Annotated in this window: 12 protein-coding genes and 1 tRNA gene; 8 read left to right on the top strand and 5 right to left on the bottom strand. The window is 66.2% G+C overall.

Annotation, left to right across the window (positions count from 1 at the left end; genetic code table 11):
- Positions 1-23: 23 nt before the first annotated feature.
- Positions 24-1,502: a 4-hydroxyphenylacetate 3-hydroxylase family protein gene (locus tag CFB43_RS28780; protein ID WP_089432263.1), complete on the bottom strand. Its 1,479-nt coding sequence runs from the start codon at positions 1,500-1,502 to the stop codon at positions 24-26.
- A gap of 36 nt (positions 1,503-1,538) precedes the next feature.
- Positions 1,539-2,087: a flavin reductase family protein gene (locus tag CFB43_RS28785; protein ID WP_089497536.1), complete on the bottom strand. Its 549-nt coding sequence runs from the start codon at positions 2,085-2,087 to the stop codon at positions 1,539-1,541.
- A 255-nt stretch (positions 2,088-2,342) separates the two neighbouring features.
- On the opposite strand from CFB43_RS28785, the gene CFB43_RS28790 reads away from it, so the two are divergent.
- Positions 2,343-3,554 carry an IscS subfamily cysteine desulfurase gene (locus CFB43_RS28790; RefSeq protein WP_089497537.1) on the top strand — a complete coding sequence of 404 codons (1,212 nt, stop codon included), beginning with the start codon at positions 2,343-2,345 and terminating at the stop codon, positions 3,552-3,554.
- Positions 3,555-3,617: 63 nt separating this feature from the next.
- Here CFB43_RS28790 and CFB43_RS28795 read toward each other — a convergent pair whose 3' ends face one another.
- Positions 3,618-4,160, bottom strand: a complete 543-nt coding sequence (locus CFB43_RS28795; protein ID WP_089497538.1) for a MarR family winged helix-turn-helix transcriptional regulator — start codon at positions 4,158-4,160, stop codon at positions 3,618-3,620.
- A 131-nt stretch (positions 4,161-4,291) separates the two neighbouring features.
- Here CFB43_RS28795 and CFB43_RS28800 point away from each other — a divergent pair, with 131 nt between their 5' ends.
- Positions 4,292-4,879 (top strand): nuclear transport factor 2 family protein, encoded by a 588-nt coding sequence (locus CFB43_RS28800; protein ID WP_089497539.1) that lies wholly within the window; start codon positions 4,292-4,294, stop codon positions 4,877-4,879.
- A gap of 67 nt (positions 4,880-4,946) precedes the next feature.
- Here CFB43_RS28800 and rtcR read toward each other — a convergent pair whose 3' ends face one another.
- A complete protein-coding gene (gene rtcR / locus CFB43_RS28805) occupies positions 4,947-6,563 on the bottom strand; it encodes an RNA repair transcriptional activator RtcR (RefSeq protein ID WP_089497540.1) in 1,617 nt (538 codons plus the stop codon).
- 335 nt (positions 6,564-6,898) lie between these two features.
- Here rtcR and CFB43_RS28810 point away from each other — a divergent pair.
- The 5 genes from CFB43_RS28810 (at position 6,899) to CFB43_RS28830 (ending at position 12,443) form a co-directional block, all read left to right on the top strand.
- A tRNA-Cys gene (locus CFB43_RS28810) sits at positions 6,899-6,969 on the top strand.
- 258 nt (positions 6,970-7,227) lie between these two features.
- Positions 7,228-8,367 carry a slipin family protein gene (locus CFB43_RS28815; RefSeq protein WP_089498178.1) on the top strand — a complete coding sequence of 380 codons (1,140 nt, stop codon included), beginning with the start codon at positions 7,228-7,230 and terminating at the stop codon, positions 8,365-8,367.
- A gap of 62 nt (positions 8,368-8,429) precedes the next feature.
- A complete protein-coding gene (locus tag CFB43_RS28820) occupies positions 8,430-9,653 on the top strand; it encodes an RtcB family protein (protein WP_089498179.1) in 1,224 nt (407 codons plus the stop codon).
- A 283-nt stretch (positions 9,654-9,936) separates the two neighbouring features.
- On the top strand, positions 9,937-11,085 hold the full coding sequence (locus CFB43_RS28825) for a DUF1176 domain-containing protein (protein WP_179254918.1): 1,149 nt from the start codon (positions 9,937-9,939) through the stop codon (positions 11,083-11,085).
- A 62-nt stretch (positions 11,086-11,147) separates the two neighbouring features.
- Positions 11,148-12,443, top strand: a complete 1,296-nt coding sequence (locus CFB43_RS28830; protein ID WP_089497541.1) for an XAC2610-related protein — start codon at positions 11,148-11,150, stop codon at positions 12,441-12,443.
- A 36-nt stretch (positions 12,444-12,479) separates the two neighbouring features.
- Here the strand turns inward: CFB43_RS28830 and CFB43_RS28835 are convergent, their stop codons facing one another.
- The gene (locus CFB43_RS28835; RefSeq protein ID WP_089497542.1) at positions 12,480-13,148 is read right to left on the bottom strand and encodes an O-methyltransferase; all 669 of its coding nucleotides are present in this window, start codon (positions 13,146-13,148) and stop codon (positions 12,480-12,482) included.
- A gap of 133 nt (positions 13,149-13,281) precedes the next feature.
- On the opposite strand from CFB43_RS28835, the gene CFB43_RS28840 reads away from it, so the two are divergent.
- A complete protein-coding gene (locus tag CFB43_RS28840) occupies positions 13,282-14,577 on the top strand; it encodes an O-acetylhomoserine aminocarboxypropyltransferase/cysteine synthase family protein (protein ID WP_089497543.1) in 1,296 nt (431 codons plus the stop codon).
- Positions 14,578-14,634 lie beyond the last annotated feature (57 nt).

Consider the following 14,634-nt stretch of genomic DNA (forward strand, 5'->3'; position numbering starts at 1 on the left):
TGAATCGGATGCACGGCGACGCATCACGCGGCGCGCGGCGTCGACAGTTCCTGGTTCAGCGAATAGCTGCCGAGCATCGAATCGACGAGATGCGACGCGCGCTGCCAGTCGTACGTGCGATACGCGTGCCCCTTCGTGACGAACGACGCGCCGGCATAGAACAGCTCGTACTGGTTGTGGCGCGACGCGAATTCGGAGCCGACCGCATCCCACGCGAGCTTGAAGAACTTCACGCGTTCCTCGGACGAACACACGGGCGACTTCTGCGTCTTCTCGATGATGCGCAGCAGGTCGGGATTCTCGAAGTCGCGCACGCTGGACGGCAGCATGATCATTCCGCCGCCGGCGAGCTCGCGCAGCGTGTTGAGCACCTTCGAATAGAGCTGCTGCGTGACGACCTGCGAACCGTACAGCATGTTGCGGTCGGGCACGTAGAAGCCGTTGACGACGGTGCCCTTCGCTTCCATTCCGTAGACCCACGCCTCGACCATCGACGCTTCGGCCGCGAGCTGGCCCAGCGTTTCGCGCACCTGCGGGAACGTATTCGTGCCGTTGACCTCGGAGATCTTCAACCCGAGCCCGACGAGGAAGCGCAGCTTCGTCATCAGCCGCACCTGGCATTGGTAGTTCTGGTACACGTGCGCGGGCGTCGCGTGGAACTGCTTCGCGCACATCGCCGTGTTGCCGGCGACGAAGATCCGTTCCCACGGCACCTTCACGTCGTCGAAATACAGCACCGCGTCGTTCTCGTCGAAGCGGCTCGACAGCGGGTTGTCGAATACCGACGTCGCGTTCTCCTCGTATGACTTGCGCGACAGGATCTTCATGCCCTTCGCGTTCATCGGCACCGCGAACGACAGCGCGTACATCTCGTCGCCTTCGCGCAGCGGCTGGATGCAGCTGCAGAACACCTCGTTCGCCATGATCCCGCTCGTCGCGAGCATCTTCGCGCCGCGCACCGTGATGCCTTCGGCATCCTGATCGACGATGCCGACCGCGAGGTACTTGTCCTCCTGCTCGTGTGCGGACTTCGACTGGTTCGCCTGCGGATTCACGATCACGTAGGTCAGGAACAGGTCGTTGTCGCGCGCATGGCGGTAGTAGTCGCGCAGCGCGCCCGCGCGCGCCGGATCGTATTGCTCGAACACGTCGGCGCCCATGAACATGCCGGAAAGACAGGATGCGACGTGATCCGGCGAACGCCCCATGAAGCCGTAATGCAGCTCCGACCATGCTTCCAGCGCGGCACGGCGCTCGACGAGTTCGTCATAGGACGTCGGCAGTTGCCAGATCCGGCTGACGCGGTTGCCCGAATCGGGCGAGACGAACGTCATCTTCTCGACGTTCTCGTCGCGCGCCTGGTAGTCATACAGGCTCGCGTAGCTGCGGATCGAATTGCGGAATGCCGCGTGCGCGGTCACGTCGCCGACCGGCTGGCCGTTCAGGTAGACCTGCCGCCCGTCGCGCAGCGACGCGATGTGCTGAGTCCCGTTCTTGATCATGGTGTCCTCCAGGGTGGAATGAAACGTGGGTTGCATTCAGGCAGACGGCGCGTGCATGCCGTCGAGCGTGCGGTAGCGGCCGCCGAAGAAGATCAGCGGGCGCCCTTCCGAACGCGCGCAGTGCCGCGTCACGCGGCCGACGAAGATCACGTGATCGCCGCCGTCGTACTGCGCATAGGGTTCGCATTCGAATGTCGCGAGCGCGTCGGGCAGCAGCACCGCGCCATCGTCATCGGCTGCGTCCGCACGCCAGCCCCACTTGTCGCCGTTCGCTTTCGCGAAGCAGTTCGACAGGTGCTGCTGCGTCTCGTCGAGCACGTTGACCGCAAAGCCGTCCGCGCCGGCCAGGTCGCCAAGGCTCAGGCTGCGGCGGTCGACCGAGAACAGGATCAGCGGCGGATCCAGCGACACCGAATTGAACGACGCGACCGTGATGCCGATCGGCATCCCCTCCTTGCGCGGGGCGGTAATCACCGCGACGCCCGTCGCGAACATCGACAGCGCCGTGCGAAAGCGCCGCTGCTCGTCGGCGCCCGCGCCGGTTCCGGCATGGTTCTCGCTCATCTCGTCCTCCTTGGGTTGCATCGCCGGATTCCGCAGTGGAATCCGGCCCAACAAAGCATCGCTATTTAGCTTTGTTATTTAGCTTTTATTAAATGTAAACACGAAGACGGGTTCAAGCTGTCGTAAACCCTGACCTTGAAAGCTTTGTTTGAAAGACAACCCTACTGACGGGATGGATGTTGCGCGGCGTCCGGAAATGTCCACGTACACTGCGGCTACCCGATTCCCCGGTGCTTTCCGGCACCGCGGGAGACACCGCTTTCCGGAGCCGCATCGATGCAATCCCGTCCGATCTACATGGACTACAGCGCGACGACGCCCGTCGATCCGCGCGTGGTCGCCAAAATGGTGCCGTTCCTGCACGAGCAGTTCGGCAACCCGGCGTCACGCAGCCACGGCTATGGCTGGGAGGCCGAGCAGGCCGTCGAGGAAGCGCGCGCGCACGTCGCCGCATTGCTCGGCGCCGACCCGCGCGAAATCGTGTGGACGTCCGGCGCGACCGAGGGCAACAACCTCGCGATCAAGGGTGCCGCGCACTTCTACCAGGGCAAGGGCAAGCACCTCGTCACGGTGAAGACCGAGCACAAGGCCGTACTCGATACGTGTCGCGAACTCGAACGCCAGGGCTTCGACGTCACGTACCTCGACGTGCGGGAAGACGGCCTGCTCGATCTCGATGCCGTGCAGCAGGCGCTGCGCGCCGACACGATCCTGGTGTCGGTGATGCTCGCGAACAATGAAACGGGCGTGATCCAGCCGGTGGCCGAGATCGGTGCGCTGTGCCGTGCGCGCGGCATCGTGTTCCATTGCGACGCGGTGCAGGCGGCCGGCAAGATTCCGGTCGACGTGAATACGCTGAACGTCGACCTGCTGACGGTGACCGCACACAAGGTCTACGGCCCGAAGGGAATCGGCGCGCTGTACGTGCGCCGCAAGCCGCGCGTGCGGATCGAAGCGCAGATGCACGGTGGTGGCCACGAACGCGGGATGCGCTCCGGCACGCTGCCGACGCACCAGATCGTCGGGATGGGCGAGGCGTTCCGGCTCGCGAAGGAAGAGATGGCGGAGGAAAGCCGCCGTGTCGGCGCCTTGCGCGACCGGCTGCTGGCCGGCCTGTCGACGCTCGACGAGGTTTACGTGAACGGCGATCTCACCCGCCGGATTCCGCACAACCTGAACGTCAGCTTCAATTTCGTCGAAGGCGAATCGCTGATCATGGGAATCAAGGGTGTCGCGGTGTCGTCAGGCTCCGCGTGCACGTCGGCATCGCTGGAGCCGTCGTACGTGCTGCGCGCGCTGGGCCGCAGCGACGAGCTCGCGCACAGCTCGATCCGCTTCACGCTCGGCCGCTTCACGACCGAAGCCGAAGTCGACAGCGTGATTGCGCAGGTGCGCGACACGGTCGGCAAGCTGCGTGAGCTGAGCCCCCTGTGGGACATGCATCTCGAAGGGGTCGACCTGAATACGATCGAGTGGGCCGCGCACTGAGCACGGCCGATGCGTCAGGCCGACCGGCGATCGCGGACGGGCCCGGCCTGCGGCCGGTACGCGTCAGCCTTTTTCCTGGCGCGCGATCAGGTGGGCGAGATCGAGCGTCGCGCGGTCGCCATTGGTGACGAGGCGGTCGATCACCGAGCAGAGCGCCTTGAATTCGGTCTTCGTCACGCCCTCGAACAGCACGTTGTTGATGCGCTGCTGCGTATCGGCGAACGCCTTCAGCAGCTTCGCGCCGGCCGGCGTGACCGTGAGCCGCATCTTGCGCTTGTCGTCGGGGTCCGAGCGTTTGTCGATGAGGCCGAGCTTCTTCAGCTTGCCGGTCTCGATCGTGACGAATGCGCCGCTCAGGTGCAGGTGATCGGCGAGACGGTTGACGGTCACGACATCGTCGTGCGACAGATGCGAGACCGAGACGAGCAGCGAATACTGGATGCCGGTGAGGCCGATCAACGAGCCGAAGCCGTCGCGCACCGACAGCAGGCGGGCCGCGAACGGCAGCAGCCCGTTGATCAGATGGCGAAATTCCGTGTCCGTGCCGTCGATCAGGCAGGCCGGGTTGGTAATGGTCAGAACGGACTCCTCTTGCTGCTTGGCCATGACTTCGACGCTCCGTACGGTCATGCGAATTTAGCTTTGAAACGAAATTATACGGCAAAGGCACCTACGCCCTGGGCTCGGCCGGCCGGCCGGCGCATATGCCCCGATTTCCCGACACAGGAGGCTCATCCATGCCCTTCCCGCTTCATCCCGCAACGATTCGCGCACTGCTCGAGTGCTATCTGCGCGCGAAGGATCTGAACCGCCCCGCGCTGATCGCCGACTGCTTCGCGGCCGATGCCGAGCTGAGCTTTTCGCTCGCGAACGACGATATCGATTTTCCGCCGCGCGTAACGGGCGCGGCTGCGATTGCGCGCACGCTGGTCGAGGAATTCGGCGAGCGGTTCGAACGGTGCCGGACCTATTACGTCTGCGCGGCACCCGAAGTCGACCCGCACGGCGTCGGCGGGATGTCGTGGCTCGTCGTGATGCGCCAGAGGGACAACGGTGCCTTGCGGATCGGGCACGGCACGTACCGCTGGCAGTTCGCGGGCAACGGCGAAAGCGAACATGCCGCGCGGATTGCCGCGCTGCATATTCATATCGAGCGGATGGATACGATCGACGATCCGCAGTCGGTGAAACTCGATGCGCTGCACGCGGCGTTCGGGTATCCGTGGCTGCCGGCACACGCATTCGCGCGCGGGCTCGCGGATGTGGCGGCTGCGCAGCCGGAGTGGGCATTCCTGGCGCCGTTTCACGAGGCAGCGGCGGTGTAACCCTTCCCGATCGCTGGCCGCGTGCCGTGCGCTCCGGCTGCACGCGGCGCCCGCGCCGCCGGACGCGTCATGCCCCGTCGAGCGCCTGCCGCACCCCGTCCCAATCCAGCCCGAATCGCGCGAGATACTTGCGCAGCCGGTCCGCATCGTTCGGCTGCTTCTTGCTCTGCCGCGACACCGCGAACAGCGTGCGTCCCGCCTCCGACAAGCTTGCCGACATGCGGCACACGTCCAGCACGCGTTCGAGCTGCGCACGGTCGAACAGGTCGAGTTCCGCCGCACGCGCACCGAACACCGCGTCGACACATGCATCGGACACACCCGCGCCGCCCGGCGACGACCACGTGCGCGTCAGCCGTTCGACTTCCTGCTCGGCGAGCGCTTCGGTAATCCGCCCCGCATCGGCCAGCGTCGCCATCCGCGTGACCGACGCGGACAGCTCGCGGAAGTTGCCGGCCCACGCCGCGCGTGGCGACGCGGCGAACGCGAGATAGCGCCGCTTCGCCTCGACGTTGAACCGCACCTGCTCGCCCTGCTCGCGGCCGAAACGGTCGAGTTCGAATTCGAGGTTCGGCTCGATGTCCTCGCGCCGCTCGGCCAGCCCCGGCAATTCGTATGTCCACAGGTTGATCCGCGCGTAGAGGTCCTCGCGGAACGTGCCGGCCGCCACCATCTGCCGCAGGTCGCGGTGCGTGCCCGCGATCAGCTCGAAATCGCTGGTCGCCTCGATGTCCGCACCGACCGGCAGGAAACGCTTCTCCTCGATCGCCTTCAGCAGCATCGCCTGTTCGTCGAGCCCGAGTTCGCCGATCTCGTCGAGAAACAGCAGGCCGCCGTCCGCCGCGCGCAGCAGCCCGGCCCGCGCCGACTGCGCGCCCGTGAACGCGCCCTTCACGTGACCGAACAGCGTCGACATCGCCGCGTCGCCGCGCAGCGTCGCGCAGTTGATCTCGATGAACGGCCCCGCGAGCCGATGGCGGCCGCGCTTCAGCTCGTACACGCGCTTCGCGAGAAACGACTTGCCGGCACCCGTCGGCCCGACCAGCAGCATCGGCGCGCGCGAACGCACGGCCACGCGCTCCAGTTGCTCGATCAGCGCGTTGAAGCGCGCGTTGCGCGTCGCGATGCCGGCCTTCAGGAACGACACGGTTTCGTCGCGTTCGCGCGTGAAGCGCTGCGCGATGCGGTTGTAACGCGACAGGTCGAGATCGATCACCGACATCGTGCCGGGCCCGCTCGGTCCTTCGTCGGTCTTCTGCGGCGGCGCCGTCTGCGCGAGACGCGCAGGCAGGTAGCGCGCCTCCGCCAGCAGGAACCAGCAGATCTGCGCGACGTGCGTGCCGGTCGTGATGTGGATCAGGTAGTCCTCGCGGTCGAGATCGAACGGGTACGCGCGCGCGAAATCGTGCAGCGTGGCGTAGACCTCCTCGAAATCCCACGGATCGCGAATCTCCATCGGGATCAGCCGCACGTCGGTGTGCGGCGACACGCGTTCGAGATCCTGCTTCACGCGGTCCGCGAGACGCGCGTAGTTTGGCGCGTGCAGCAGTTCGAGCCGGTCGATCGGCGTGTCGCGCTGCTCGCACAGCGAAATCGTCGGCCGCCAGTTGTGCCAGCGGCGCTGCGAGCCGCCGCCCTGGTCGAGCACGGTACCGAGAAAACCGATCGCAACAGTCTTTCGCATGTTTATCTCATGGGATAAGAAGCGATCCGATTGTATCGAATATTCCGGATCGAGCCACCATCGGATATTCAAGCTCCACCTGCCGATAAAAATAATTTCCCCTTTTACTTCAATAGCTTGAGATTTTTCTCGAGCATCGAGCCACCCGCTGGCACGCTCCTCGCTAAATAGAAAGCGCCGGATGTCCCGCTGGCCCACGAGTCAGGGTTCACCAAGCCCTGCTGGTGCGCCGCCGCCGAACCTGGTTCGTCGCGGCAGCGCATGTCGCCATGGGCAGACGAAGGCAAACGGGCGCGCAAGGCGCTTCGCCCGGGTTCGAATCCCGGGGCGCCCTCCGTTCGGAAGCTCATAGGTAGAGCAGCCGGCGCAAGCCGGTGTGTAGCGGGTTCGAATCCCGCTCGAACACTGTCCGCAAGGACAGTCTCTTGATGGAAGCAGTACCCGCCGGTGCGGGCCGCAAGGCCCGCCGCGCGTCGGACCGGTTGCGGATCCGCGCGATCGGCCGGACGGCCGCACGGCCCGCGCGAACGCGCACGACGACGCGATGCAGGATGCGTCGCCTTGCACGTCGACGCCGGGCCAGCGCGCCGCCCGCCCGGTTGCGTCGCCCCGCGATCCGCACGATGCGTGTCACCCGGCGGTCAATGAAGAAAAGGACAAGAATATGTGGATGCGACATGTTGTGAAAAAGAACGAACGCGCGCTGCTGATGAACGAGGGCGATTTCGTGAAGGTGCTGGAACCGGGCGTATTCAAGGCCTTCGATCCGTTCAAGCGTTTGTCGGTGCAGACCGCGCGTCTCGACGCGCCGCTCGCCGATGCGGCACTGGCCGATTACCTGCGTCACGACGCGCCGGACGTGCTCGCGCAGCACTTCGTCGCGATGGATCTCGCCGACGATGAAGCGGGCCTGCGCTATGAAGACGACGTGCTCGTCGAGATCCTGGCGCCGGGTACGCGCCGGCTGTACTGGCGCGGCCTGACCGCGCACCGCCTCGAGCGCGTCGATCTCGCGCAGGACAGCCTGCTGCCGGCCGCGCTCGTGAAGCGCATCGCGCAACCGGCGCTGCGTGCGCGCGGCGTGGCGGGCCTGACGGGCGTGCTGCTGGCGCAGGTGCCGGCGTACCACGTCGGCGTGCTGAAGATCGACGGCAAGATCGAGCGGTTGCTGGACGCGGGCGTCGCGGCGTTCTGGCGCTTCAACCGCGACGTCGCGGTCGAACTCGTCGACCTGCGTTTGCAGGCGATCGAAGTCGGCGGACAGGAAATCCTGACGCGCGACAAGGTCGCGCTGCGGCTGAACCTGTCGGCGACGTGGTGCTATGCGGACGTGCTGCATGCGTTCGGCCAGTTGCAGAAGCCGGTCGAGCACCTGTATCGCGAGCTGCAGTTCGCGCTGCGATCGGCCGTCGGCACGCGCTCGCTCGACGAGTTGCTGGAGGACAAGCAGTCGATCGACGAGGTCGTGATCGCGCAGGTGCGTGCCCGTCTCGGCGATTCGGGCGTGGACGTGCGCAGCGTCGGCGTGAAGGATATCGTACTGCCGGGCGACATGAAGACGATCCTCGCGCAGGTGGTCGAGGCGGAGAAATCCGCGCAGGCGAACGTGATTCGCCGCCGCGAGGAAACGGCGGCCACGCGTTCGCTGTTGAACACCGCGAAGGTGATGGAAGAAAACCCGACCGCGCTGCGGCTCAAGGAGCTGGAAACGCTCGAGCGCGTCGCGGAACGGATCGACCGCATCTCGGTGTTCGGCGGTCTCGACCAGGTGCTGAACGGACTCGTCAGCATCAAGGGCGCGTAATGAACGATCAGGCACGGCGCACGCGCGCCGTGTCTCATGAACGAAGTAGCAAGGTGATGAACATGAGTGAAATGGATTACCAGGTCATGGAACTGGCGAACGGCAAGCCGGTGAAGATGTGGACGCAAGGCGTGGCCGTGGAAGACGAAGCGCGCGCGCAACTGCGCAACACCGCGCAGATGCCGTTCATCTTCAGCCACGTCGCGGTGATGCCGGACGTCCACCTCGGCAAGGGCTCGACGATCGGCAGTGTGATTCCGACCAAGGGCGCGATCATTCCGGCCGCGGTCGGCGTCGACATCGGCTGCGGGATGATGGCCGCGCGCACGACGCTGACGGCGTCCGACCTGCCGGATTCGCTTGGCGGGCTGCGCAGCGCGATCGAACGCGCGGTGCCGCACGGCCGCGCGCCGGGCCGCCGCGATCCGGGCGCGTGGGGCGACCGCACGCCGGCCGCCGTGACCGAATCGTGGAAGTCGCTGCAACCGGGCTTCCAGCGGATCGTCGACAAGTATCCGAAGCTGGAAAAGACGAACCACTACGCGCATCTCGGCACGCTCGGCACCGGCAATCACTTCATCGAAGTGTGCGTCGACGAAGCGGATCACGTGTGGTTCATGCTGCACAGCGGCTCGCGCGGCGTCGGCAATGCGATCGGCAGCCTGTTCATCGAACTCGCGCAGGCCGACATGCGGCAGCACATCGCGAACCTGCCGGATCGCAACCTCGCGTATTTCACCGAGGGCAGCCGCCACTTCGACGATTACGTCGAAGCGGTCGGCTGGGCGCAGGACTACGCGCGCCGCAACCGGCAGGCGATGATGGACGCAGTGATCGGTGCAGCACGCGGCGTGATCGCCAAGCCGTTCGCGGTCGACGAACACGCGGTGAACTGCCACCACAACTACGTGCAGCGCGAACGCCACTTCGGCGAGGACGTGCTCGTGACGCGCAAGGGTGCGGTGTCCGCGCAGAAGGGGCAGCTCGGGATCATTCCGGGTTCGATGGGTGCGAAGAGCTTCATCGTGCGCGGGCTCGGCAACCCGGACAGCTTCTGTTCGTGCAGCCACGGCGCGGGCCGGACGATGAGCCGTACCGAAGCGAAGCGCCGCTTCACCGTCGACGACCAGGTGAAGGCAACCCAGGGCGTCGAATGCCGGAAGGACTCGGGCGTCGTCGACGAAATCCCGATGGCCTACAAGGACATCGACGCGGTGATGGCGGCCCAGCGCAGCCTCGTCGAAGTGGTGCATACGCTGCGCCAGGTGGTGTGCGTGAAGGGATAGCGCGGTGCGCGGCTGCGCACGATGAAAAACGAACGGCGCGGTGCCTGCGGGCGTCGCGCCGTTTTTGCATGTGCACGCGTCCGCCCCCTACCGGCCGGCAACGGCCGCGCCCGCACACTACGCGTCGCCGTCACGGTTGCAGCCCATTGCGGCGGTATACTCGATGCCGTTCGGTAAAGCGCGCCGCTGCATGCGCCGCAGCCTTCGACCTGCCCCGTTTGCTGACGATGCGCTTGCAGTCCGACGTCTTCCGCCCGCCCATCCACAGTCGATACGAACCGTCATGTCGCACCGCCTTTCGCTCGCCATCGCCGCCCTCCTCGCCGTTTCCCCGATCATCGCCCAGGCTCGCCCGCTCGCGCGGCCGCCGGTCGAGCGCGATTTCAAGAACTGGTCGGTCGTCTGCGACAACGGCAACCGCTGCATTGCCGAAAGCCATGCCGACGATATCGACGACGCACGCACCCGCCTCATCGTGCGCGTGACGCGCGATGCGGGCCCGGACGCACAAGCGTCGCTCGACCTCTACGCGTCGGCGCCGCTGGACCTGCGCAGCGCACGCATGGATGGCCGCCCGTTCGACGCCATGGCCGCCCAATGGCATGCATTCGGCGGCAAGCCGGACGATGACGAAGCGCACCCGTTCCGGGTCCGGACCACCGATCCGGCCACGGTTGCCGCCTGGCTCACCGCGTCGCGCAATGCGCAACTGCTGAGCTTCGGCGATCCGGCGTCGGCGCAAACCGCCCGCACGCCGTTGACGGGATTGAATGCCGCGCTGCTGTTGATCGACGACACACAGGGCCGGGTCGGCACCGTCACCGCGCTGCTGCGACCAGGCCCCCGGCCCGCGTCGTCGGTGCCGGCCGCGCCGGCACTGCCGCCCGCCGTCGCGCCGGCACCCGCCGTCGCGGACCTGTCGGCCGCCGAGCAACGCCCGCTCGTCGACGCGGTGCTCGCGAAGTTCGGCGGCGACGTGAAGCAATGTGCGGCCGACGTCGAAGACGAAATGCCGGCGAGCGATCGCCGTAAAGCATCGCGCGCCGTGGCGATCTCCGCCGATGAGGCGCTGGTCGCGATACCGTGCCAGACCAGCAGCATGTATAACCACACCGACCTGTGGTATCGCGTGCGACGGACGGCGCCGTTCACGCCGACGGCGATGAATTTCGGCGAGAACGCGAACGCGGGACTCGATTCGGCCTCCTTCGCGAACGAACTGACCGAGGCCGGCTACGATCCCGCCAGCGCGACGCTGTCGAGCAAGGTGAGGCTGCGCAGTGCCGGCGACTGCGGATCGACCGCATCGTGGATCTTCGACGGCCGGCGCTTCATGCTCGGCGATATCGCCACGCACGGCACGTGCAACGGCCTGTTCGACGATCAGTGGCCACGCCTGTATCGGCGGGCCGATGCGGCAGGAAACCACTGACGCATCCCTCGCACCGAAACACGCCGGCAGAGATAACGCATAACAAACCGAGGGGCCGAACCATGCATAACCCGTTCATCGCCGCGTCGCGCCAAGCGAGCGCGCCGCGTCGCACGCGCGGCTGGCGCAGCATGCTTGCGTTTGCGCTGATCACTGTCCCCGCCTTCGTGTCGGCGCCGGTGCGTGCGGCAAGCGCCGACGATTCGGTGGAAATCCGGTTCTGGTCGCGTGACTGGACCGGCACGATCGGCAACCGGCGTGTCGAAGTCACGTTATCGCGCGTGGCCGACACGGTATCGGGCTCGTACTGCTACGCGCCCTGCACGTCCGACAAACGTTATCGGCTCGCATTGAAGGGAACGCTCGACGCGCACGGTGTCACGCTGTCGGAACACGACAGCGGCGCGAAAACCAACGCCGATCGCGTGACGGGCACGTGGCGCGCGGCATCCCTCGACGGCGCCGTGACCGGCACGTGGGCATCGCCGGACGGCAAGCGCACGCTGCCCGTCTCGCTCGCACCGAAACAGGACGGTAGGCCGTTCCCTTACGAGATCCGCCTCGTCGCGGACAAGCTGCCCGACGACAGCGGTTCGTGCAACGACCCGCCGCACGTCTCCGCGATCCGCCTGTTTGATCGCGGCCGCCTCGTGCAGACACTGCGGACCGATTCGCAAGGCACCTGCGGCCTGTTCACGCCCGATTTCGCCGACGTGAACTTCGACGGCTGGCCCGACCTGATGCTTGCGCAAGGGATGGGGGCGAGCCCGAACATTCCCTACCAGACGTGGATGTACGATCCGAAGTCGCGACACTTCGTCGATGCGCCGCAGGGGCTGCAGGAGATCACGTCGCCGGATTTCGATCCCAAGCACCGGATCATCTGGACGAGCTGGCGCGCGAGCTGCTGCGAGCATGGCGTGACGACCTACCGCTGGCAAGGCAACGACGTGAAGGAAGTCGACACGGCCAGCAGCTATATGCTGCCCGTGCTCGACGGGAACACGCGCCGCTATTGCTACGTCGTGCCCGACTACGGCGACGGTTACATCGAGTTTCCGCAGCGCATCGAGCAGACCGACACCGGGCTGCGTTCGACGCTGGGGAACCCGAAGGAATGCGAATCGAATGACTCACCGTGGATGTCGCGCGTATACATCGATATCTGGAAGCCGGGTGCACCCGGCCATGCGCCGACACTCTTGCGCACCGAAAAAGTTGCGTGGAAGCGCACGCCAACCCGCGTCGGCATGAAGTTCTGCCCCGACGTGCCGTTCTACGACAACGGCCGCATCCGCCGCATCGTGCTGCGCGACGATCCCGACCAGTGCGAAGAGAAGAATCCCGACAAGAACTAGCGCGCGGTGCGACCGCACGCGCGTACCGCCATCGCGTCACGCGCCGACGATCGAGATCGAGAACCCGTCCCAGCCCTTCTGCCCGACCGTCTGCACGGCGGTCGTCGTGAGATTCGGCGCGGCCACGAGACGCGCGAACCCGTCGCGCACGCCGACCACGTCCGGCTCGCGATTGTCCGGATCGGCCACGCGCCCGCCGCGCACGACGTTGTCGACGACGATCACCGTGCCGGGCCGCGACAGCTTCAGCGCCGCGTCGAGATAGACGGGGTTGTTGTCCTTGTCGGCATCGATGAAGATGAAATCGAACGGCGCTTCACCCGCGTCGACGAGCCGCGCGAGGCTGTCCTTCGCGCTGCCGACCACCACCGTCACGGCATCCGCGAACCCGGCACGCGCGATGTTCTGCGTCGCGACCTTCGCATGCGCGGGATTGAGTTCAAGCGTCACGAGCGTGCCGCCCGGCGGCAACGCGCGCGCGAGCCAGATCGTGCTGTAGCCGCCGAGCGTGCCGACCTCGAGAATCCGCCGTGCGCCGCGAATCGTCGCGAGCAATTGCAGCAGCTTGCCCTGGTTCGGCGCGACGTTGATCGCGGGCAGACCCGCTGCGTCGCTCGCCGCGAGCGCGGCGTCGAGCACGTCGTCGGACGGCACGAGCGTCGCGGAGAAATACGCATCCACCTGGTTCCAATGATCCTGATTCATCGAGCGCCCCCTTGTTTGCGGAACAGGCATTTTATGCGCCGCACTGCCATAAGCAACACACCATTCGTTCTAAGGGCCGTGGCGCACGTGCTCCTATAATCGCTCGACCACCACAACAACAGACGGAGCACCCATGACCGATCAGGCCGCATCGAACTGGCGCCTCGAAACCATCGCCGTACACGGCGGTTATCGTCCCGACCCGACCACGCGCGCGGTCGCCGTGCCGATCTACCAGACCGTTGCGTACGCATTCGACGACACGCAGCACGGCGCCGACCTGTTCGACCTGAAGGTGCAGGGCAACATCTACACGCGGATCATGAACCCGACGACCGACGTGCTCGAGCAGCGGATCGCCGCGCTCGAGGGCGGCATCGGCGCACTGGCGCTGGCCTCGGGGCAATCGGCCGTCACGTACGCGATCCAGACGATCGCCGAAGCCGGCGACAACATCGTGTCCGCGAGTTCGCTGTACGGCGGCACCTACAACCTGTTCGCGCATACGCTGCCCCAATACGGGATCACGACGCGCTTCGCCGATCCGCGCGACCCCGCGTCGTTCGAGCCGCTGATCGACGCGCGCACGAAGGCGATCTTCGCGGAATCGGTCGGCAACCCGCTCGGCAACGTCACCGACATCGCCGCGCTCGCGGAAGTCGCGCATTGCCATGGCATCCCGCTGATCGTCGACAACACGGTGCCGTCACCGTATCTGCTGCGCCCGTTCGAGCACGGCGCGGATATCGTCGTGCATTCGCTGACGAAGTATCTCGGCGGGCACGGCACGAGCCTCGGCGGCGCGATCGTCGATTCGGGCAAGTTCCCGTGGGCCGAGCATGCGGATCGCTTCAAGCGGCTGAACGAACCCGACGTCAGCTATCACGGCGTCGTCTACACGGAAGCGTTCGGGCCGGCCGCCTATATCGGCCGCGCACGCGTGGTGCCGCTGCGCAACATGGGCGCGGCCATTTCGCCGTTCAATGCGTTCCAGATCCTGCAGGGCATCGAAACACTGGCGCTGCGCGTCGAGCGCATCAGCGACAACGCACTGAAGATCGCGCAGCATCTCGCACGCCACGAAAACGTCGAATGGGTGAACTATGCGGGCCTGCCCGATCACCCGGACCATCCGCTCGTCGCGCGCTACCTGTCGGGCCGCGCGCCGGGCATCCTGACGTTCGGCGTGAAGGGCGGCCGCGATGGCGGCGCGAAGTTCCAGGATGCGCTGAAGCTGTTCACGCGGCTCGTCAACATCGGCGACACGAAATCGCTCGCCACGCACCCGGCGTCGACGACGCACCGGCAACTGTCGCCGGCCGAACTCGCGAAGGCCGGCGTGAAGGAGGAAACCGTGCGGCTGTCGATCGGCATCGAACATATCGACGACCTGCTCGCCGACCTCGACCAGGCGCTCGCGCAGCTTTGACGGAAACGGGCGCGCCGGCTTGCCGGTGCGCCCTGCCTCGAATGTATTGACCTTGAA

The sequence above is a fragment of the Burkholderia sp. AU15512 genome, assembly GCF_002223325.1.
GTDB lineage: Bacteria > Pseudomonadota > Gammaproteobacteria > Burkholderiales > Burkholderiaceae > Burkholderia.

What these genes read in the sequence shown, in the direction of transcription:
- CFB43_RS28780 (WP_089432263.1), bottom strand. Translation starts at nt 1,502, where the DNA reads ATGATCAAGAACGGGACTCAGCACATCGCGTCGCTGCGCGACGGGCGG.
- CFB43_RS28785 (WP_089497536.1), bottom strand. Translation starts at nt 2,087, where the DNA reads ATGCAACCCAAGGAGGACGAGATGAGCGAGAACCATGCCGGAACCGGC.
- CFB43_RS28790 (WP_089497537.1), top strand. Translation starts at nt 2,343, where the DNA reads ATGCAATCCCGTCCGATCTACATGGACTACAGCGCGACGACGCCCGTC.
- CFB43_RS28795 (WP_089497538.1), bottom strand. Translation starts at nt 4,160, where the DNA reads ATGGCCAAGCAGCAAGAGGAGTCCGTTCTGACCATTACCAACCCGGCC.
- CFB43_RS28800 (WP_089497539.1), top strand. Translation starts at nt 4,292, where the DNA reads ATGCCCTTCCCGCTTCATCCCGCAACGATTCGCGCACTGCTCGAGTGC.
- rtcR (WP_089497540.1), bottom strand. Translation starts at nt 6,563, where the DNA reads ATGCGAAAGACTGTTGCGATCGGTTTTCTCGGTACCGTGCTCGACCAG.
- CFB43_RS28815 (WP_089498178.1), top strand. Translation starts at nt 7,228, where the DNA reads ATGTGGATGCGACATGTTGTGAAAAAGAACGAACGCGCGCTGCTGATG.
- CFB43_RS28820 (WP_089498179.1), top strand. Translation starts at nt 8,430, where the DNA reads ATGAGTGAAATGGATTACCAGGTCATGGAACTGGCGAACGGCAAGCCG.
- CFB43_RS28825 (WP_179254918.1), top strand. Translation starts at nt 9,937, where the DNA reads ATGTCGCACCGCCTTTCGCTCGCCATCGCCGCCCTCCTCGCCGTTTCC.
- CFB43_RS28830 (WP_089497541.1), top strand. Translation starts at nt 11,148, where the DNA reads ATGCATAACCCGTTCATCGCCGCGTCGCGCCAAGCGAGCGCGCCGCGT.
- CFB43_RS28835 (WP_089497542.1), bottom strand. Translation starts at nt 13,148, where the DNA reads ATGAATCAGGATCATTGGAACCAGGTGGATGCGTATTTCTCCGCGACG.
- CFB43_RS28840 (WP_089497543.1), top strand. Translation starts at nt 13,282, where the DNA reads ATGACCGATCAGGCCGCATCGAACTGGCGCCTCGAAACCATCGCCGTA.